This is a genomic window from Marinimicrobium locisalis (genome assembly GCF_039822625.1).
GTDB classification, from domain to species: domain Bacteria; phylum Pseudomonadota; class Gammaproteobacteria; order Pseudomonadales; family Cellvibrionaceae; genus Marinimicrobium; species Marinimicrobium locisalis.
On sequence record NZ_JBDLLG010000022.1, the window covers coordinates 30232 to 50990 of the forward strand.

The following is a 20759-nucleotide window of genomic DNA, read 5'->3' on the forward strand; positions in this document are numbered from 1 at the left end:
TTTCCCCCCGGACAGTTGATTTTGGGGAGCCGTCCCCCCATAACAATGGCAAAGCCACTCATGACACCCTGAGCCAGTAAATGATTCTGATGCCAAATGAAATCGTCCACCTTTGGCTGGTGGACCAGCGCACCGTTGACCTTGAGCAGCAGCGCGGCGCCTATCGGGCATGGCTCAGCGATGAGGAGCACCAGCGGGTGGACGCATTCTCGCGCCGGGCGCTGCAAGACAGCCAACTGATCACCCGAGCCGCGCTGCGCGCCAGTTTGTCACAGTACTCCGACAGCGTTCCGCCCAAGGCGTGGCAATTCGAGCGCAGCGCCCGGGGTAAGCCCCGGCTGTCGGATCAGTCCCCAATGAACGAACTGAGTTTTAACCTCAGCCACAGCGGCGACTGGCTGGCCATCGGCGTCACGGTGGACAACGACATTGGTGTCGATCTTCAACACCGACAGCATCAGGCCTCCCTGTGCGAGCTCGCCCAGCGCTTTTTCAGCGCCGAAGAGGCAGAGACCCTCGCCTCTTTGCCGGAGGCGCGCCAAGCCGAGCATTTCTTCCGTCTCTGGACGCTGAAGGAAGCCTACCTGAAGGCTCGCGGCCTGGGTATTGCCAACGGGCTGGACAAGGCCCGCTTTCATATCGACAACAATGGGCTGATTAGCGCCGAATTCGACTCCGCCCTGGAGGATGACCCCAGCCGGTGGCAATTTCACCATTACGAGCTGGACGACGATTACTGCCTGTCGCTGGCGCTGCGCCAGCCTCGGGCTCAGGATGCCTCTACGCAGTTCTATAAGCTCATTCCCGGCAAGGACATCGAACCCTTGGAGTGCCAAGGGCACTTCATTCAGCTTCGGTAAGCTCGGCCCGGGGCCCTCCCCCTGGCGGCTGTGCCCACTGCCAGCCCTCTACCCCCTTCCCCTCGCCGGCCCTCCGCCGGTGCCGGTACTCCGCAGAGGGTAAAGCTCCGTAAAGGCTCGCGTTTGGCATTTATCGTATGATATTTTATTGCCACAAACGAGGCTAAGCTTGCCTTTCAATAAAGACGTTAATAAACAGGATCGCCTATGAAACTGCTGAGTTCCCTCATTCTCTCCGTCAGCCTGGCCGTGCCGGCGATGGCCGCCTCCACCCACAAAATGACCGTGGAAACCGACGAAAGCGTGGGCACCATCAGCCCGCACATCTACGGCCATTTCGCCGAGCACCTGGGCCGTGGCATTTACGACGGCCTGTGGAAAAAAGACGGCAACGGTGACTACATCATCCGTGACGAGGTGGTCGACGCCCTCAACGAGCTGGGCATCCCTAACCTGCGCTGGCCCGGTGGCTGCTTTGCCGATTACTATTTCTGGCAGGACGGTGTCGGCCCCAAGGATGAACGCCCCTCCGTGGTGAACAACCTCTGGGGCGGAGTGACCGAAGACAACTCCGTAGGCACCCACGAGTTTATGAACCTGGTGGACGAGCTGCGCACCGAACCCATTGTGGTGGGCAATGTGGGCAGTGGCACCGTTGAAGATATGGCCAACTGGTGGCAGTACGTGAACCACCCAGGCGAAAGCCCCATGTCCAAAATGCGCGCCGAAAACGGCCGGGAAGAGCCCTGGAACATCAAATACTGGGGCGTGGGCAACGAAAGCTGGGGCTGTGGCGGTAACATGCGCCCGGAGTATTACGCCGACTTGTACCGCCGGTTTGCGACCTTCCTGCACCCCTATGAAAACGTTAAACCCTTCCGCATCGCCGCCGGCGCCGCCGGGGACGACTACAACTGGACCGACGTGGTGATGGAGCGGGCCGGGGACATGATCGACGGGCTGGACCTGCACCACTATACCATCCAGGGCGACTGGGAGACCCACAAGGGCCAGGCGGTCGATTTCGACGAGAGCGATTGGTACGAACTGATGGACCGCGCCATCAAAATGGACGAAATTATTGCCGGCCACAAGAAAATGATGGACAAGCACGACCCCGAAAAGCGGGTCTGGCTGATTGTGGGCGAGTGGGGCACCTGGCACGAACAAGAGGAAGGCAGCATTCCCGGCTTCCTGTATCAGCAGAACACCCTGCGCGATGCGCTAACCGCCTCGGTGACGTTGGACATTTTCCACCAGCACCTGGATCGGGTAAAGATGGCCAATATCGCTCAGACCGTGAACGTGCTGCAGGCCATGATCCTCACCGACGGCGAGAAAATGTTGCTGACCCCGACCTATCATGTGTTTGACATGTACAAGGTTCACCGCGATGCAACCGCACTGAAGTTCAAGCTCAAGCGCGGCAAGTATCGCTATGACGGCGACGCCCTGCCCGCTCTCAGTGCTACTGCCTCCAAGGACAAAGAGGGCCGCACCCATATCAGCCTGACCAATATCGATCCGAACGAGGCGCGCACCGTGGAGATTGAGCTGGAAGAGTTGGATGCGACGAGCGTGCGTGCCGCCCGGATTCTGACCGCCGAGGCCATGAACGCCCACAACACCTTTGACAAGCCGAACAACTTGGAGCCCACCGAGTTTAACGGCGCCCGTGTTGAAGGGGGCAAGTTGATTGTGGACATGCCCGCGAAGTCATTGGTGACGTTGACTTTGTAAGCGTTTTTGTTGAGGGAGTGGCGGATGCGCTTCGCTTGTCCGCCCTACCGAACCCGCGGTAGGGCGGATCGGGCCGAGGCCTCAGCGGTCAGAGCCCGGCTCCGCCCTTTCCTTTAGCGATTCAACAAAAACGTGTTGATGGACAATCGTCCTTTCGCCGGGTCGGCGTCAAACGAAAACCCTTCGGCAATATTCCCCGAATGCAAACTGGTGCAGCGGTACAGCAGCAACCGGTTGAACTTCGCCTCGTAAGAGGCTATCCGCTCGAACTGGTCCGTATCACCGTTGATATAGCTCGGCGGGGGGATCTTCCCTGACTTGGCATCGGCTTCCAGTGACGCCAGAAAAGCCTCTCGACGCGATCCGTCCACCGTCTCAAAGCCCGTCTGCCGGTGGCGGTAAAAACCGGTTCCTCCCTGCTCCCCATCGCACAGAAAGTGAATCATCGCCAGTTCGGTCGGACTGTTGGAATCAAAATGAGGAACTCTCTGCACCGGATGAAGCGCCTCGGGCGGCGTGGTCACCAGGGAGTAAGAGGACTCCACGCTGGCGAGTTCCTCGGGGCCGAGCCCGAACACCTCGCGGATCAGCCCCGGCAGGTTCTCGTATAACACTTGGTAGTAGGCCCGCGGTGCGGGGGTACGCAGGCCGGGATAAAACCCCGTATTATCGTGAAAGCCGCCCTGGGCAATGGCGTGCGAGCGCAGGGCATCGGCCCCGTCGAGGAAGGTATCAATACACACCACGGGCTGACGCTCCCGACCAATCGTATCCACCTGAACGCGACACTCCGGGTGCCGGCGTAAAACCGGCTCTTGAACAACGGCCATTGGACGCCAACCTGTTTGTGATCGAAAATGGGAGGTAAAGTGTACTCAGGTTATCAACCGAACCACAACAAGGCCTCGTTATGAAAAAAGTTCTCGGCATCGTTGCCGTGCTCAGTGGGTTTATTGCTCTCTTTCTGGTGATTGTCGCCGGCCCCAGTTACCGCAACGGCTGGTTGGAGCTGGGGCAGGCGTTTACCCTGCTTCGCTGGGGCGCCATTGTCGGCATTGCCAGCGTGCCGCTGATTATTGGCTACGCGCTGTGGCGCAAGCCTCACGGTCGCTTTACCTCCGCCCTGGCCATTTCCGCGGTGGTGGGTCTGTTCAGTTTTTACCTGCCCTTCAGCCAGTGGCAGACCGCAAAGTCGGTACCGCCGATCCACGACATTAGCACCGACCTGGAGAACCCACCGGCGTTCGTCGCCGTGCTGCCCCTTCGCAAAGACGCCCCCAACCCGCCGGAATACGCCGGGGAGGAGACCGCCCAGCAACAACGCGAGGCCTATCCGAAAATTCGACCCCTGGTGGTGAAGCAACCCCGCGAGGCGGTGTTCGAAGCCGCCCTTTCCGTAGTGGAAGGTCAGGGGTGGAGGCTCGCCGGCGCGGAAGTGCCCAGCCGAATCGAGGCGACCGACACCACGTTTTGGTTTGGGTTTAAGGATGACATTGTCATCCGCATTCAGCCTCACGAGGACGGCAGCCGAGTGGATGTGCGCAGTAAATCCCGCCTGGGTAAAAGCGATGTGGGGGCCAATGCCCAGCGCATTCGACTTTTCATGGAAAAGCTTCAGGAAGCCCTATAATTATTCTTACTTCCACCGGACAGAGTGAACGGACATGCTTGCGACCATTATCAGCCACCCCAGTTGCCACCAGCATCAAATGCCGGAGGGCCACCCCGAATGTCCGCAACGCGTGGATGCCATCGACAACCGCTTGCTCACCAGCGGTATAAACGGGCTGGTCATGCACCGACAGGCGCCGGCGGTCACCCGCGAGCAACTGCTGCGAGTCCACGACGCGGAGTATCTGGATAGCCTGGAGCAGGCCGCCCCCTCGGAAGGCATTGTCGCCTTTGACACCGATGTCTATCTTTCCCCGGGCACGCTCGAAGCGGCCAGACACGCCGCCGGCGCCGCGGCCCATGGGGTCGACCTGGTCATGGCGGGGGAGACCGATGCGGTTTTCTGCAATGTCCGCCCACCCGGTCATCACGCCGAGCCGGACCGGGCCATGGGGTTTTGCCTGTACAACAACGTGGCGGTCGCCGCCGCCCATGCGCTGGAGCATCACGGCCTGGAGCGGGTCGCCATCGCCGACTTTGATGTGCACCACGGTAACGGCACCCAGGTCATGTTCTTTAACGAGCCCCGAGTGCTATTCTGTTCCAGCTTTCAGCACCCCTTCTACCCAGGCACGCCGGTTGATGTGAAGGCCGAGCACATCGTCAACGTCCCCCTCCCGGCCACCTGTGGCAGCGACGAGTTTCGGGCCGCGATTTCCGAACGCTGGTTGCCGGCACTGGAAAAGTTCAAACCCCAGCTGCTGCTGATCTCCGCCGGTTTTGACGCCCACGAAGAGGACGATATGTCCTCCATCGGGCTGTCCGACCGGGATTATCAATGGGTGAGTGAGCAGCTACGAACCCTCGTGGACAACAGCCGCGACCACGCCGACCCGGCCCACCACTGCCGGGGCATTGTGTCGACGCTGGAGGGTGGCTACCACCTGTCGGCCTTGGGACGCAGCGCGGTGGTGCACATCAAGGCGCTGGCAAAGCTCTAACCCTATGCAGGGGCGCCGCTACAGTTCGAGCCGCATGTCGATGACCTCCTCTTCCGCGTTATAGCGCACCCGAAAGCCGAGGCTTCGGGCCAGGTTGGCCATGCCCCGGTTTTGGGGCATGGTGCAGCCGGCCAGATAGCGGGTCCCGCTGTGCCGACAGTAATCAATCATCTTGTTCATCAGCAGCCAGCCCAGGCCCTTGCCTTTGAGGTCACTGCGAATAGCGATGCCGAACTCGGCCTCCTGATTGTCCGGGTCCATCTGAGCCTGAACCACCCCCAGGGTGACCTCATCGCCCCGCTCATCCCGTTCGGTGGCGATAAAGGCCATCTCCCGGTCATAATCAATTTGCGTGACCCGAGCCATCTGTTCGTGGGAGAACTCGGACACTTCGCCAAAGTAGCGGTTGTAGCGGTCTTCCTTGCTCAGAGCCCGGTCAAAGGCCTGCTGACGCGCTTCGTCTTCCGGACGAATGGGACGCAACAGCACCGAGCGACCGCCTTTAAGCTCGACCCGTTGCTCCAACTCCTTGGGGTAGGGACGAATAGCCAGGGGCAGCGCCTGGGCGGCGGGCGCCAAGCGCACCGATACCTCAAGCGCGGTATAGACGCCGCTGCGCATGGCCACCGGGTTGAGGTCCAGTTCCGCCAGCTCGGGGTTGTCCACCACCAGCTGGCTTACCTGGCTCAACAACAAACACAGTGAGTGGCGCTCAATGGACTGGTGGCGTTCGCGAATTTTTCCCTCCGCCAGCGCCTGAATCACCAGGTAGCGGGCCAGGGCCATGTTCAGCGGCGGCAAAGCCACTACGGCGTTGCGCTGCCACTCCCAGACCGAGCCGGCCTCGCCCAGTGCAATGACCGGGCCGAACACCGGATCGGGGCGAACCTGAATGCGCAGGGAGAGCGCATCCCCGTAACGGTCACTTTCCTTCTCCGCCAGGGTATGGATGCCGTAGGCTTGCACCAGTTCAGCCCCCTCGGCCTCACCCAGCGCGCATTCCTCGGCCTCAAGCGCCTGGCGTATCAGTTCCCGCGCCCGTTCCGGGTGGTGAGGAATCAGCTCGCTGACCGAGTCCGGGGTTTCGGACAGGAGCTTCTGGTTTCGGCGGTACTGCACCCGGTGCATAAACGCCGCCACCGCCCCTTCGGGGGTGCGGAAGGAGGCAATGCCCGCTTCCGCAAACCGTTGGCGGGCGTTATAAGCGGCCTCCTCCCCCATCCAATTCACCAGCAGATTGGGTTTGCGCCCGCGCTTGTTCTGCCAGACGTCGATCACCGCCTCGGCGTAAACCTCTCCCGGATGCAACGCCGAGGGCGCATGCATCACCAGAATATTGTCCGGCTTACCGCTGTCGAGCAGCACCTGCAGGGTCTCCCGGTACAGCTCCGGCGTGGCGTCGCCCAACAGGTTCACCGGGTTGGCCGCTCGCCCGCCGCTGGGAATAAGAGGCCGCAACTGGCCCTGAACCTCCTCTCTGAGGGGGGCCAAGTGCCCGCCCCGCTGCACCAACGCATCCGCCGCCATGGCCGCCGGGCCATTGCCGTTGCCCAGAACCAGTAACTGCTCTCCCCGCAGTTCACGCCCATAGGCCAGGGTCTCCACCGCCGCGAACAGGTCCCGCAGGTCGTGAACCCGCAGCATACCGGCGCGCCGAAAGGCCGCCTCGTACACCAGATCCGCGCCCCGGCGCTCGGGGGGCTGGCGGCTGGTGGCAGAGCTCACCTCCGCCGAGTTACCGGCCTTAATCACCAAAATCGGTTTGCCGGAGGAAGCCGCCCGAGCGGCGGACATAAACGCACGCCCATCGCGGATACTGTCGATATAAAGCAAAATGGCGCGGGTTTTGGGGTCTCGGCCGAGGTAGTCGATGAGCTCATCAAAATCCACATCGGCGCCGTCACCCAGCGCAATAAAATGGGAAAAGCCGATTTGTCGCCGGCGCGCCCAATCGAGAATGGTCACGCAGACTCCGGAAGATTGGGACACAAAGGCCACCTTGCCGGGCAGCGCGTGGGTATGGGCGTAACTGGCGTTCAGGCCAATACCCGGCACAAATAGCCCCAGGGAGTTCGGCCCTAATAGCCGAACGCCCCACTGCCGGGCAATGGCCAGCATCTGCTCCTGCAGGTTGGTGCCCTGGGCCGTTTGCAGCTGGTCCAACCCGGCGGCGATCACAATAACGCTGCGCGTGCCCTTCTTGCCCAACTGCTGAATCAACGCCGGCACCCGGGCCGCGCGAGTGCAGATGACCGCCAGGTCCGGCACCTCGGGCAGCGCCGCGATGGAGCGGTAGGCCAGGACCCCATTGACCGCCTGGTACTTTGGCGTCACAGGCATAATGGGCCCGGCAAAATTGCCCTGCAATAAATTGCGCATCACCGCATTGCCGGGGCGGTTGGGCAGGTTCGAGGCCCCGATCACCGCTATCGAGCGCGGGTTCAACAATTGGTCGATCTGCTTGAGACTCATGCAGGCTCCGCCGCCGTAAAACCTTGATGATAGCAACTCTCCACAACGGCGCGTAGAGTCCAGGCAGGTTACCACCTTGGAGCGAGTGGCCTCCGCAGACCACCGCCTTGCCAGCACTCGAAAAACGGTGTGATACTGCCCCTTACACTGGAACCAACCAGGTGCGCCATGACTGAAACCGAACAAGCCCTCGCCAACCTGATCGATCGCTGTGAGCCCCAGACCATTGCCGCCTTTGGCGAAACGGGCCAAGGCCTCGCCGAGCGCTGGAAAGCCCAGCACAGCGACTGCCAGATCACCTGCCTCGCACCTGAGGACACCACCGAGGGACTCAACCTTCCCCAAACCCAGGACCTGGCTCTGGTCACCGAAGCGCTAGAGCAGCTCGACCGCCCCCAGGGCCAGACCCTGATCGGGCAATTGCGCAACTACGGTACCCGGCAGATCGCCGTGCTGGTGGACAACCAAAGCGGCTGGACCCTAAGCGACTTCATCGGCCTGGGCTTCAAACGCCAGGCTCGTCTGGAAGATGGCGACAGGAAGCTTACGCTCTATACCTACAACATCGACAGCTACAACCACAAACGTACGTGGAACAACCCCAAGTATTGGGCCAACCCGGAAATGTGGGATAAGGCGCGGTGGTAACCGATCAAGCGCCCTTCCCCTTGGTCTATACTGGTGCAACGTCCCCCAAGGGCGATAACCATAACTCTCCGCCCCTCGGCGCGAGCCGACGACCGCTATGGAGTTGTAACGCTTGTTTTTGACCGACACCGCCCCCACCGACAGGCCCCTTCCCGAGCCGCTCCGGCTGTTTAGGCTTTTTTCCGTTCTGGTGGCGGTATTGCTTGGTCTTGCCGGGCCCGCGATGGCCGCCACCCCCAGTTTCAAACACATACTGCCGGATGAGGTCTCGGCCCTGGGCTATATCAACAGCATCGCTCAAGACGACCAGGGGTTTATGTGGTTTGCCGGCGCCAACGGCCTGGGCCGCTACGACGGCTACGAGCTGAAGCTCTACCACCACGACCCGAATCGACCCGAGGGCCTCAGCCACAACTACGTTAATCAGATTTTACCCGCCGAGGGCGGCGACCTCTGGCTCGCCACCCGCGACGGCGTGGACTACTTCAACGCCGACACCGGCCGCTTCTCCCATCATCGCCACCCGGACGAGGGCGCCTTCGGGTCCAGCGTTAACGACGTGCGCGGTCTGGTCAGAACGGAGGAACGACTCTGGATCGCCAGCCGTGGCGGCCTGCTGAGCTATCATCTAACCGCCAACGACTACCGCCACCTCCCTCTGCCCGATGCCCAAGCGGACCTGGAAGAAGACTCCAGCATCTGGGCGGTGGCCCGGGACCAGAACGGGCAGCTTTGGCTGGGCACCCAAAAACAAGGCGTCTACCGCTTCAACCCCCGCACCGAGACCATGACCCACTTCGCCCACCGCGAGGAGGACCCGCGCAGCATCAGCGACAATGACGTGCGCGAGGTCTACGTCGACGATAGCAACCAAGTCTGGTTCGGCACCTATGGCGGCGGCTTGGCGCGCTATGATCGCGACAACGGCGACTTTGTCCGCTACCCCAACGACAATCACGAAAAAAGCACCACCATCTGGGACATCATTCGCGACTCGGACGGCCAGTACTGGGTCGGAGACGGCTCGGCCATCAACCGTTTCGACCCCCAGACCGGCCAATTCGAGGGTTACTCCTATGTGGAAGGCCGACCTCAGACTCCGGGCAATCATGTGATCAACGTGGTCTACGAAGACCGGCAGGGCGACATTTGGGTGGGCTACTTCCCCGCTGGCGTAGACAGGATCGACAAGACCGCCTCGACCTTCAACAACTACGCCCACGACCCCCTGGACGATAACAGCATCACCGATGGAGGCGTGGTCTCGGCCCACGAAGACCCTCAAGGCGACCTATGGATCGGCACCGGTTTCGGCCTCAACCATTGGGACCGCCAGAGCGGCGCGTTCACCCGCATCACCCGAGACGAAAACCGGGAGAACACCCTGAGCGGCAATACCATACTCGCCATCGAGCAACAGGGGCGATATCTGTGGCTGGGCATCTGGTCCGGCGGGCTTAACCGCATGGACCTGGAAACGGGGGAGATACGTCACTACCGCGCCGAAAAAGACAACCCAAAGTCTCTGCCCGGCGACGAACCCTGGGGACTGACGCTCGATCACCAGGGCCGGCTTTGGGTGGCCACCGACGCCGGCCTGGCCCGCTACAACCGCCAGAGCGACGACTTCACCGTCTTTCAGCCCAGCCGCGAGCAGCTGGCCGGAGACAGCCACCTCTACGCCCGCGTGGTGTACGAAGACAGCCGCCACAACCTGTGGGTGGGCGGCGTGGGCGGCCTCTACCGACTGGACGAGGAGAGCGGCCAATTCACTCACTACCACCAAAGCGACGCGGACCCCGACAGCCTGTCCAACAATTTCGTCCGCTCACTGCACGAAGACAGCCGAGGCAACCTGTGGGTAGGCACCGAGGGCGGAGGGCTCAATCGGTTCGACTACCAGAGCGAGACCTTTCGCGCCTACACCACCGAGGAAGGGCTGGCCGATGACACCGTCACCAGCATCGTCGAGGATGAACAGGGCGAGCTCTGGGCCGCCACCCACCAGGGGCTTTCACGCCTGGACCTGGAGCAAGAGGAGTTCCAAAACTTCAGCCGCCAACAGGGGCTGATCGGCAACCTGTTTAACCGCGATGCCAGCCTGCTGACCCGGGACGGCGAGCTCTTCTTTGGCGGCAGCAAGGGCTTTACCCTGTTTCGCCCGCAGCAGTTGAAACCCAACCCCCACGCGCCGCCGGTATTCATCACTGACATTCAGGTGCTCAACCAGTCCCTGCCGGCCGTGCGGGAAGGCGAAGGCCCCGGCCAAAGCATCGCTTTCGCCGACCGAATAACATTACAGCCGGACCAAAGTGTGGTGACCTTCGAGTACAGTGCGCTTAACTATCGCTCGCCGGAGAACAACCGCTACGCCTATCGGCTACTGGGTTTCGAGAATGACTGGCACCGGGTGGGCAACAAACGCACCGCCACCTATACCAACCTCGACCCCGGCGAATACCGCTTTCAGGTCAAGGCCGCCAACAACGACGGCCTGTGGAACGATAAGCCCCGCACCCTGCGGGTGGGGGTAGAACCGGCCCTTTGGCAAACCGGTTGGGCCTACGCCCTCTACGCTCTCGCCCTCACCGGACTGATGGGCTGGCTCGTGCATACCCAGCGCCAGAAACTGGCGCAGGAACGCAAGGTGGTCCAGCGTCTGCAGCAAGTGGACGAACTCAAGGACGATTTTCTCGCCAACACCTCCCACGAGCTGCGTACCCCGCTAAACGGCATCATCGGCCTGTCCGAATCGCTGCTCGACGGCGCCACCGGCGAGCTACCCGATGCCACCCGCTCGAACCTTGCCATGATCGTAGCCAGTGGCCGACGGCTGGCCGGCTTGGTGGACGACATTCTCGACTTCGCCAAGCTACGCGACCAAGGCATTGAGCTCCATCCCCGGCCGGTGGACCTGCATGTGGTGGTGGAAGTGGTGCTGACCCTGACCCGTCCGCTGGTGGGGGCCAAACCGATCACCCTGATCAACCGAGTGCCGCCGGAGCTGGAACACGTCTGCGCCGACGAAGACCGGCTTCTACAGATTTTGCACAACCTAGTAGGCAATGCGGTCAAGTTCACCGAACGCGGGCAAATCGAAGTGACCGCCCAGGCGCTGCCCGCTACCGACGAAATTCGCTTTTCGGTCTCCGACACCGGCCCCGGCATTGCTCCCCGCGAGCTCCAGCATTTGTTTGAAGCGTTCCGGCAGGCCAGCGGGACCAATGCCCGACTTTACGGCGGTACCGGCCTGGGCCTGTCCATTACCCATCAACTGGTCACCTTGCACGGCGGCCAACTGACCGTGGATTCCGAACCCGGCAACGGCTCGACCTTCACCGTCACCTTGCCCAGCGCCCGGAACTTGCCCCACGCCGAGCCGGCCGAGACGGCCACACCACCAACCACAGAGCCGCTACCGGCGGCGGAGGTGGCGGAAGCGCAAGTGGCCTTGCCCGATACCCAACACAATAGCGGTGCTCACATCTTGGTGGTGGACGACGAGCCGGTGAACCGACAGGTCCTGGCCAATTACCTGACGCTGGGCAACTACCGGGTCAGCGAGGCCGACAGCGGCGAGAGCGCCCTGAACTTTATCGAACAGCACCCGAATGTCGACCTGGTGTTGCTCGATATCATGATGCCATGCCTCTCCGGCTACGAAACCTGCCGCACCCTCCGCAAGCGGTACTCCACCCTGGAGCTGCCGGTGATTTTTCTCACCGCCAAGCGCCAAATCAGCGACCTAGTCCAGGCGTTCGAAGCCGGCGGTAACGACTTTGTCAGCAAACCTTTTTCCCGCGACGAACTGCTCGCGCGGGTCAACACCCATTTGCAGTTTCTCGACATTCACCGCAACCTCGACAAAAAAGTCGCCGAGCGCACCCGCGAGCTCAAGCGTATCAACCAGGGACTGGAACAAGCCCAGGAGGAAACCCGCAGCGCCTACGAACAGCTCGAGCTGGCCAGCATCACCGACCCGCTCACCGGCCTGTACAACCGGCGTTTTCTCAATCAGCAGCTCCCCAACGATGCCGGTCTTTCTCTGCGTGGCTACAGTCAGTGGCGAGACAATCAGGCGCCCCACCCCACCGACAGCGACTGCCTCTTTCTGCTGGTGGACATTGATCACTTCAAACCCGTCAACGACACCTACGGCCACACCGCCGGCGACCAAGTGCTTGAGAGCATGAGCCAAGTCCTGCGCGAGGCAATGCGCGAGACCGACTACCTAGTGCGCTGGGGCGGGGAGGAGTTTCTGCTGGTCGCCCGCTTTAGCAACCGCGCCGATGCCCCCAACTTGGCCGAACGGGTTCGCACGGCCGTGGAAAACACCCGCTTTGACATCGGGCGAGGAAAAACTTTGCACAAAACCTGCTCAATCGGCTACGCCGCTTTTCCTTTCTACCAGAAACAGCCGGAGCTGCTCTCCTGGGAACAGGTAATCGACACCGCCGACCGGGCCCTCTACGCCGCCAAACGCGTCGGACGCAATTGCTGGGTGGGGTTGGAAGAAGGCACCGAGCCACCCGATGGAGACCCCAACCCAGGCACCAGCGAAACACTCGAGAAGCAGATTGAACGCGGCCAGTTGGTGGTACGTTGTTCCGCCGGACGTGTTGCCTTTGGGGACAAAAACAACCTGCCAGACAATGACCACTAAACCAGCAACCACCCCAAACCGTAAAAGAGCGCCCGCTAACCCTGCCCGGCGCCCTTCCCACTGCCATGAATCGCTAGGGTAAGTGTTGCGGCGCGGCGCCCTCGATGTCAGCGTCATAACGCAATCCGATTGATTCCGGGCTGGATTCCGTACTCTGGAAGGCGTCGTACTGATACAGGCTTTGCGGGGTGTTGGCGACCACAAGGCTCACTTCTTCGTCGTTCCCAACCATAGCGCTACCCGCGCCACCAACCAGGTCCACATAGCGCACATTGCCCGAGCGGGTGTTGCGGATGCTGAGGGTTGCGGTGAAATCACTGTCGCTCAAGCCGTTGCCCAGGTTCGTTATCTGAACATTCACCTGACCGTCTCCGGTCACATGGAGCGGCGTGATGTTAGCGCCAGCATAGGCGGGCTCGCGATCCGGTCGTACTCGATAGACGCCATCGCCAAGAGCGTCCAGGTTGGTGTACGCACGTGACCGGAACGCCGGGTTGTTGCGCTCGTTCAAATAGCGCGCCTGGGCTTTGGAGTGGCCGATATCCAGGTAGGCCATGCGAGCCCAGTAACGCCCGATGACTTGCTGTACGGAAACGGGCGAGACCAATCTTTGCAGCACGTGCAACGGCGTTTCGTTGTTGCGCCGGTGGTTTGAGAACAGGTCCGGCACTGCCATTCGACCGATACCCGGGTAGTGATCGGGGTTGTTCGTCAAATAGGTTAACAGCGGCCAAGCCTGATAATAGTTACTCGTGCTGACAATGGTCAAATGCGAGGAGGCAATGTTGGTGTCCAGGTTAATAATGGTGTCCCTGTTTCGCGGCAACCCTTTACTCGCCCGAACGTCTTCGCATAAGGCGTCCGTGTTGTAAGTATCGGCTACCCAGTTGGCGACGGCCTCCCACCAGGCGCCGGTGGCTCCCTGATCGACCCAGTTGTAATCTGTGTAGGTCAGGCTATGGCCAAACTCGTGCACCGCGGTTTCTGGCCGGCTCAAGGCATTGTCCCTAAACTCGATGAAACTCAACCCCATGCCCGCGTTGGCGCCCATGGCGCCGCCGGCGTTCAGCGTGGTTGTGGAATACAAGTTCATTTTGTAATAAGGCCCATCATCTGTGTGTACCGACAGGCCTGTGGAGCGAAAGCCCCATTCATTCACAAAACACTCGTACGCCGCTTCCAGGTGATCGAGGCCGTGGGCTATCTGGTTGGCCGGTACGTTGGCCAAGTTGCCCTGGCCCCCATTTAAGCCGCCACCCCCATAATAGGCACGAAAGCGGTCAGAGTCCATGTATTGAGCATTGGACGTATTGACGTTCAGATGAGTGTATTCATCGGTAACCCCTTGGTAGGGAACAGGGCCACCTTCCCCTGAGCCGGAGCTGCCAGAACTGCTTGAATCGGAACGGCTGGAGTTGTTTGAGCTGCTGGAAGCGCTTGAAGGCACCGTCCCCCAGACCCTCCATTCCAGTATGCCAGTGGACTGGGTGCGATTGGTCATTTGCACCCGAACTCGGTCAGTAACAATGTCGCCCAGGTCGAGCGCATTGAAGGTATCGGCAGTGAGCGGAAGGTCACCGGCTTGAATCCAATTGGACCCATCCCAGTACTCCAGGTAAGCGTCCGTGGGCGTTAATACGCCACCGCCGTCATCAAACCAATAAATTTCCGATGTACTGAGCCGGACCGCTTGGGGCCATTGATACTCAACCCACTGATAACTATCAGGGTTGTTCCAGTTACCGTAGGCACCGCTGGATTTATCGTTCGAATGGGCGGGGGTACTGCCATCATTGACCGCATCCAGCGTTTCCCAGGGAGATACGTAAGAAGTCGTGGCCTGCGCCGTCATGGCTAAATTATCGCCCGAGGGCGCAGCAGTGGAGCTGGATGAACTGCCGAGGCTGGCCTCGCTGGAGCGGCTACTACTTGAGGAGGCTGCGCCGCCAGTGCAAATCTCGCCATCCAGCGAGGGCGTTTCGGGGTCGCCACCGTTGGTATTGCCCTGCACGCCAAAGGCCACGGTCTGGCCTGGGCCAATGGCGTTGTTCCAGCCCGCTGGCGTGGCCGTGTAAACGCCCCCGCCGCTACTGACTTGGGCATTCCATGCGCTAGCGAGGGTGTTGGCATCGTACTGCCAACTAAGTTGCCAGCCCTCGATAACCGTGCTTCCGGTGTTGGTAAGGGTCACTTCGGCCGTGAAGCCCGAGCCCCACTCATGGCTAATGCGGTAATCGCACTGCGCCATCGAGTTGGCGGCCTCTTGGCTGGCGACGGGATAACTGCTCGTCAGCGCGCTAAACCCCAGTGCTAACGCAATACCTGAATACCCATTTTTTAAACGAACCATCACTCTCACCTCCGACCTGATTATGAATTTTATTGGTAGTGCTTAGGCGATACGCAGCCGCGTACCGTCAACCAGCCAGACTGAACCAAGCAGAAGGGACAATAACAAAGGCGGAAATGCGAGATGTGGGGCCAAGCGCCAACGATTTATATATGAGACGCGAATCACTTACAAAAACACCAAAACGTGAACTCGCCCGCACTCCACAGTGTCCTCAAACCCTTTATCCGTGCTTCTTGGGGAACTCATTCCCGATGACGGCGCCCTATGAATAGAACAGCAAGCAATTCGACCTGACGGCCCACCGCCAGGTGGCTATAGCAGGAGTGGCGCACTCAGCGCAACGTTCGTTTACATTTGGCACTGGAGAGCTTGATATGGCACACGATGAGACTCAATCGCACGGTAAAACCGCTGAGCTCCACCGCATGGAGACCGAGGAGCACATCTGTCCGTTCGGCCTCAAGACCAAGAACCTCCTAAAGCGAAAAGGCTTCGAGGTGGACGACCACCGCCTGACAACACGCGAGGAGGCCGATGCCTTCAAACAAAAGCACCAAGTGGATACCACGCCGCAAACCTTTATCGATGGCGAGCGCATTGGCGGCTATGAGGAAGTACGAAGGTATTTGGGGTTGGAGGTGCCGAGCGAAAAAGAAGTCAGTTACCAACCCATCGTCGCGATTTTCTCGACCGCCTTCCTGATGGCGTTAGCCCTGGCCTGGGCGGCACTGGACACACTATGGTCGATACGCACCCTGGAGTGGTTTATCGCCATTTCCATGTGTTTGCTGGGCCTGCAGAAGCTCAAAGACCTGGAAAGCTTCAGCACCATGTTTCTCAATTACGACTTGCTGGCTCAGAAACAGGTGCGCTACGGCTACGTTTATCCCTTTGCAGAAACCTTCGCCGGTATCCTAATGATAGCGGGGGCGCTGATCTGGCTGGCCGCCCCAGCGGCACTTTTTATCGGTACCGTGGGAGCAGTCTCCGTATTTAAGGCCGTTTATATCGACAAACGCGAGCTTAAGTGTGCTTGCGCAGGCGGCGACTCGAACGTGCCGCTGGGCTTTGTGTCCTTGACGGAAAATTTGATTATGATCCTAATGGGGCTTTGGATGCCCATAAAGATGTACCTAATGTGAGTGGTTCGCTCCACCATATAATCCCCGCCCCAAAGGGGGCTCCTGGATTACCACTCTGTTATCCAGGAGCCACTCTTGCCTGTACACGGCTCATCGCTGTGCCCATCGTCTCCCGGTGGCGCGAGCCTTACCTTTCACCCTCCAAGAACTGGTACAGTTGGCGTTAGCCGAATTGCCCTACATGACGAGGGGCTTTGGCGGTAGGTTTCTAGGCATCAAGGGCCCATCAGCGGGACTGGCAACGACTCAGCCTCTGATTACAGCGCGGCCGCCTAGGGTGAGCAACCTTCAATGAGCAGGCTATGAACCGATTAACGACTTTCCTGAAGCAACACCTCGGTGATGTAGGGGTGGTTTTCTACACCTCACTACTCATTATTACCGCCTTTGTCGTCACCTCCGCCCTTCAACCGGACACTGTTGAAGCAATCGCCCAGAAAATCCTCGATGCAACCGCCAAAAATGTGGGTTGGATGTACTTGATGGCCACCACCGGCTTTGTGCTATTTATCTTTTTTTTGGCGTTCTCCCGGTTCGGAAACCTTCGCCTGGGCCAGGAGAACGAGTTGCCGGAATTCTCCTTCACCAGCTGGCTGGCCATGATTTTCTCGGGCGGCATGGGCGTTGGACTGGTGTTCTGGGGCGTGGCGGAACCCATCATGCACTTGAACGACCCGCCCCTGGGCCTTGCCGAACCGCGCAGCGTAGAAGCGGCGCAGCTGGGCATGCGCTACTCGTTTTTTCACTGGGGTTTTCACCAGTGGGCCAATTTTACCCTTGTGGGCCTGGCTATCGCTTATGTCCGTTTTCGCCACAACAGCTATGGGTTGATCAGCGAAACCTTTCGCCCCCTATTGGGAGAGCGAGTAGACCGCGGTTGGGGGAAAGCCATTGATATTCTGGCGGTAGTATCCACCTTGTTCGGGGTCGCCACGACTCTGGGGCTGGGCGCGCTGCAGGTCAATAGCGGCCTCTCCAGGTTGGGTGTAATGGACTACTCAACGATCTCGCAGTTTATGATCCTGGGAGGGCTTGCAACGCTGTTTACCATTTCGGCCATGACGCCACTCGATAAGGGCATACGCCATCTCAGCAACGCCAACCTTATAATCGCAAGCGGCCTCCTGCTCTTCGTCCTGGTCACGGGGCCAACGGCCTTTATTTTTGGCGAGTTCACCCAGACGCTGGGCGAGTACCTCGGAAACCTTATCGAAATGAGCCTGGTAACCGCCCCCCACTCCGACGAAAAATGGGTGGAGCAGTGGACCATGTTCTACTGGGCATGGGGCTTAAGCTGGGCACCCTTCGTGGGCAGTTTTATTGCCCGAATATCAAGGGGAAGAACCATTCGGGAGTTCGTCATGGGGGTAATGGTGGTCCCCGTGGCCTTGAGCATGCTGTGGTTCTCGACCTTTGGGGGCTCCGCCATCCACTTCGAGCTGTTTGAAGGCGTCGGTATCGCCGACGCCGTGGCCCAGGAAGTCCCCTCCGGGCTGTACGTGCTCCTCGACCAGCTGCCCTGGGGCGTGGTTGCCGCTGTTCTGGCGGTCATATTGGTCTCCATGTTTGTGGTCACCTCCGCGGATTCAGCCACCTTCGTACTGGGCATGTTCACCTCTAAAGGCGTACTCACTCCCACACGCTTTGTTCGCGTCCTCTGGGGCTGCTTGCAGCTGTTAATGGCGTCCGTGCTCTTGCTCAGTGGCGGCCTGTACGGCCTTCGTACCCTCTCCATTATCGCCGCCTTTCCTTTTATGTTGCTGATGGTCCTAATGGCTTTCTCTCTTCACAAAGACCTTGCGACGGACATTCGGCGACGCGACGAGAAAAACGCAATGATCCACGCCCGCATGGAGCAGTGGCTGTTGCGGGAGTCCGAACGTGAAGCGGAGCGTCAAAAGGAGGAAGAAACTCACCCCACCGTGCCGGAGGAGTGCCCCGACCCGACCTGTGCCGAGGATTCGGTACAGCCCGATTCAGAAAACACAAAACTTCAAACGTAACCATTGAGCGCCTCAACCCCGTGACAGGCTCATGGGTCTCTGTACAGTGACTTTTGCTACACTCTCGCAACCGGAATGAGCCTATTTCTCACTGGAAAGGGCTTGAGAGGCTCGTACCCATCGGCAAGGCATGGCGGGCCGCGTGTATCTTTCAGTTTTACATGATGGTACTCGGCACCTTGCTTGGCATAGGCTGGCTCTCGTTTTCGATTTACGCCAACTTGATGCTTTAGTTGACCCCAGGAGCTCCAACCCCTGTCCCTCGGCCCCGGAACCGTGTTCCCGAGCATGGGTGGACACGCCAGGATTGATAAACTACATTATGGCTGCTATGTGGCCACCCAGGCCTGCATAAAAATCGATCAACGGAACCTTTGCTATAGCGAGAATTATAAAGAGCCCCAAGGTCGCCATGAGGATTTTCAGGCTCTATTTTGATAGCTGTACGCCTCGGTCTCCCGTGCCAATCTCTTATCACACTCTCCAATCAAGGATATAAAATGGAATACTTTACGGATGCACTCAAGCAGTACGCCACTTTCACAGGTCGAGCAACCAGGCAGCAATACTGGATGTATGTTCTGTTTTACCTCATTTTCTATGTGGTCGCCGTCGTCATTGATGCGGTTCTTGGCACTATGTTTGTAACGACAATCTATGCATTGGCGCTTCTGGTTCCCAGTATCGCCATCGCCGCGCGACGCCTACACGATACCGGTCGGACCGGTTGGTGGCAGCTGATTTCACTCATCCCGCTTATCGGAGCGATTGTTCTGCTTGTATTCCTCGTTCAGGACAGCGATGCGGCCAATGACTACGGCCCCAACCCTAAGGCGCCAGCTTAGCTTTAATCGCTAAAACCCCCGGTTCGGCGGATGCGCTTGCCGCTCCGAAACGTCGGACCGATCCGCCCTCTACGGGGGTTCATATGGCGTCTACCAATTTGCCGAGAGCAAATTGGCACAGCGAAGCTGGCCGTAGGCCGAGCCCCAGGGAAAGGGCGCACCCTGGACTTGAAAATTCTCTTCAACCTATTGATTAATAAGGATATTTATTGGCTCAAATAACACCGGCACCGTCCCCCGAGATAAGCTAGACCCCTTATTTGTGACCCGCTTCACATCGAGGGAGTAATGGGCTCTGTACAATCCCGCCAAGTCACCAAGACATGGAAAAGGAGAACCCCGATGAACGCGCCCGCCGCTTCCAGCCAGTTTGACCTTGTCGCCTATGAGATTCAGCCTGGCGACAACCTCCACCGGATTATTTCGCGCTACTACGGATCAATGAGCCAGAACAAGGTTCAGGGTATTATTCAGCAGATCCTACAGGCCAACGATCATATTCGAAACCCGAACCTGATCCGCCCCGGGCAAATCATCAAACTCAGCGTTCCGCGCCAGCACTGCGCCGCACCCAAGGGTTTCCCCCACAACGTCAATCTAGTTGACGACCTGGTCCACGCCCCCTGGTTTGATCAGCTGAATGCCGATTGGCAGAAGGCCGCCCCCGAGGAGCGAGCCTTCATGCACAGAGCCTCGCCTTTTTTGATCGGCGCTGGATCGACAGCCCTCTCCACGATTAAAACAACCTTCAAGAGCAACACGCCTCTGGTGGGAGAGGTAGCCACTCACTATGAAGCCTACCAAAGCGGTGAACTGACCAAAAACCAGTACGACTACCGCCGCCGCAAGGCGCTGGAGAAGCTGTCGAGAAACCTGGGACCGACGCAGGGCATCCTCTACGGCGACCGCACGCCCGGAGAAGTGATTCGAATTTCTCGCCGAAACGGGGTATCACCCACTGCCAGAATTGACCGGGAGATCAGCCGGATGAGCAGCCTGTCAAAGGTGGCCAGCCGGGGTGGCGTCGTCCTCTCAGTGGCGGGACTGGGCCTCGCCTGCCATGAAATCGCGCATACTGAATCTAGGGATCGGCAGAATGAAATACTGGTGGAGAGTGTGGGGGGCGTATTTGGCGGTTTGCTGTATGCTGTTGGTGCTGGTATAGCCGTCGCAGCCATGGCAACCCCCGTGGGGTGGGTGGGTGCACTGATTGTCGGCGCTGGCGGTGCCGCGTCCGGTTACGGCGGCAGCATATTATCGAGACGGTTCTATGATCGGCATGGTCGACAAATCGATTTCGTTGAGGAGGCCAATATAGACGCAATCTGCCGCACGGGCCGATCAACCAGTTCGTCCGCCACACAACAGATCACGCAAGGGTTAGGCACTTTTCAGCGCTGATGATCACCTCGGAACATGCG

13 protein-coding genes are annotated in these 20759 nt (G+C 59.6%); 10 read left to right on the top strand and 3 right to left on the bottom strand.

Annotated features, from left to right (window positions below; genetic code table 11):
* Positions 1–80 precede the first annotated feature (80 nt).
* Both AAE514_RS14230 and AAE514_RS14235 read left to right on the top strand, forming a co-directional pair.
* The gene (locus AAE514_RS14230) at positions 81–860 is read left to right on the top strand and encodes a 4'-phosphopantetheinyl transferase family protein (RefSeq protein ID WP_347332219.1); all 780 of its coding nucleotides are present in this window, start codon (positions 81–83) and stop codon (positions 858–860) included.
* Between the two features lie 207 nt (positions 861–1067).
* Positions 1068–2600 (top strand): alpha-N-arabinofuranosidase, encoded by a 1533-nt coding sequence (locus AAE514_RS14235; protein WP_347332220.1) that lies wholly within the window; start codon positions 1068–1070, stop codon positions 2598–2600.
* Positions 2601–2713: 113 nt separating this feature from the next.
* On the opposite strand, the gene AAE514_RS14240 is transcribed toward AAE514_RS14235, so the two are convergent.
* Entirely contained in the window at positions 2714–3430 is a 717-nt protein-coding gene (locus AAE514_RS14240; protein WP_347332221.1) for a DUF6445 family protein, read from the bottom strand.
* Between the two features lie 80 nt (positions 3431–3510).
* Between AAE514_RS14240 and AAE514_RS14245 the strand changes: the two genes are divergently transcribed.
* Both AAE514_RS14245 and AAE514_RS14250 read left to right on the top strand, forming a co-directional pair.
* Positions 3511–4230: a DUF1499 domain-containing protein gene (locus tag AAE514_RS14245; RefSeq protein WP_347332222.1), complete on the top strand. Its 720-nt coding sequence runs from the start codon at positions 3511–3513 to the stop codon at positions 4228–4230.
* A gap of 34 nt (positions 4231–4264) precedes the next feature.
* On the top strand, positions 4265–5212 hold the full coding sequence (locus tag AAE514_RS14250) for a histone deacetylase family protein (protein WP_347332223.1): 948 nt from the start codon (positions 4265–4267) through the stop codon (positions 5210–5212).
* Positions 5213–5230: 18 nt separating this feature from the next.
* Here the strand turns inward: AAE514_RS14250 and AAE514_RS14255 are convergent, their stop codons facing one another.
* On the bottom strand, positions 5231–7684 hold the full coding sequence (locus AAE514_RS14255; protein WP_347332224.1) for a bifunctional acetate--CoA ligase family protein/GNAT family N-acetyltransferase: 2454 nt from the start codon (positions 7682–7684) through the stop codon (positions 5231–5233).
* Between the two features lie 168 nt (positions 7685–7852).
* Here AAE514_RS14255 and AAE514_RS14260 point away from each other — a divergent pair, with 168 nt between their 5' ends.
* Both AAE514_RS14260 and AAE514_RS14265 read left to right on the top strand, forming a co-directional pair.
* Entirely contained in the window at positions 7853–8332 is a 480-nt protein-coding gene (locus AAE514_RS14260; protein ID WP_347332225.1) for a DUF6231 family protein, read from the top strand.
* 112 nt (positions 8333–8444) lie between these two features.
* Entirely contained in the window at positions 8445–12995 is a 4551-nt protein-coding gene (locus AAE514_RS14265; protein WP_347332226.1) for a two-component regulator propeller domain-containing protein, read from the top strand.
* Positions 12996–13068: 73 nt separating this feature from the next.
* Here the strand turns inward: AAE514_RS14265 and AAE514_RS14270 are convergent, their stop codons facing one another.
* On the bottom strand, positions 13069–15345 hold the full coding sequence (locus tag AAE514_RS14270; RefSeq protein WP_347332227.1) for a cellulose binding domain-containing protein: 2277 nt from the start codon (positions 15343–15345) through the stop codon (positions 13069–13071).
* A gap of 377 nt (positions 15346–15722) precedes the next feature.
* Between AAE514_RS14270 and AAE514_RS14275 the strand changes: the two genes are divergently transcribed.
* From AAE514_RS14275 to AAE514_RS14290, 4 genes are all read left to right on the top strand, one after another.
* A complete protein-coding gene (locus AAE514_RS14275) occupies positions 15723–16490 on the top strand; it encodes a MauE/DoxX family redox-associated membrane protein (protein WP_347332228.1) in 768 nt (255 codons plus the stop codon).
* Positions 16491–16792: 302 nt separating this feature from the next.
* The gene (locus AAE514_RS14280; protein WP_347332229.1) at positions 16793–18493 is read left to right on the top strand and encodes a BCCT family transporter; all 1701 of its coding nucleotides are present in this window, start codon (positions 16793–16795) and stop codon (positions 18491–18493) included.
* Positions 18494–18993: 500 nt separating this feature from the next.
* Positions 18994–19338, top strand: a complete 345-nt coding sequence (locus tag AAE514_RS14285) for a DUF805 domain-containing protein (RefSeq protein WP_347332230.1) — start codon at positions 18994–18996, stop codon at positions 19336–19338.
* Positions 19339–19680: 342 nt separating this feature from the next.
* The gene (locus tag AAE514_RS14290; RefSeq protein WP_347332231.1) at positions 19681–20739 is read left to right on the top strand and encodes a LysM peptidoglycan-binding domain-containing protein; all 1059 of its coding nucleotides are present in this window, start codon (positions 19681–19683) and stop codon (positions 20737–20739) included.
* Positions 20740–20759: the final 20 nt, after the last annotated feature.

Excerpts from the sequence above, each read along its gene's own strand:
- AAE514_RS14240 (WP_347332221.1), bottom strand. The coding sequence starts at position 3,430 with ATGGCCGTTGTTCAAGAGCCGGTTTTACGCCGGCACCCGGAGTGTCGC.
- AAE514_RS14285 (WP_347332230.1), top strand. The coding sequence starts at position 18,994 with ATGGAATACTTTACGGATGCACTCAAGCAGTACGCCACTTTCACAGGT.
- AAE514_RS14250 (WP_347332223.1), top strand. The coding sequence starts at position 4,265 with ATGCTTGCGACCATTATCAGCCACCCCAGTTGCCACCAGCATCAAATG.
- AAE514_RS14270 (WP_347332227.1), bottom strand. The coding sequence starts at position 15,345 with ATGGTTCGTTTAAAAAATGGGTATTCAGGTATTGCGTTAGCACTGGGG.
- AAE514_RS14255 (WP_347332224.1), bottom strand. The coding sequence starts at position 7,684 with ATGAGTCTCAAGCAGATCGACCAATTGTTGAACCCGCGCTCGATAGCG.
- AAE514_RS14230 (WP_347332219.1), top strand. The coding sequence starts at position 81 with ATGATTCTGATGCCAAATGAAATCGTCCACCTTTGGCTGGTGGACCAG.
- AAE514_RS14260 (WP_347332225.1), top strand. The coding sequence starts at position 7,853 with ATGACTGAAACCGAACAAGCCCTCGCCAACCTGATCGATCGCTGTGAG.
- AAE514_RS14290 (WP_347332231.1), top strand. The coding sequence starts at position 19,681 with ATGAACGCGCCCGCCGCTTCCAGCCAGTTTGACCTTGTCGCCTATGAG.
- AAE514_RS14275 (WP_347332228.1), top strand. The coding sequence starts at position 15,723 with ATGGCACACGATGAGACTCAATCGCACGGTAAAACCGCTGAGCTCCAC.
- AAE514_RS14280 (WP_347332229.1), top strand. The coding sequence starts at position 16,793 with ATGAACCGATTAACGACTTTCCTGAAGCAACACCTCGGTGATGTAGGG.
- AAE514_RS14245 (WP_347332222.1), top strand. The coding sequence starts at position 3,511 with ATGAAAAAAGTTCTCGGCATCGTTGCCGTGCTCAGTGGGTTTATTGCT.
- AAE514_RS14235 (WP_347332220.1), top strand. The coding sequence starts at position 1,068 with ATGAAACTGCTGAGTTCCCTCATTCTCTCCGTCAGCCTGGCCGTGCCG.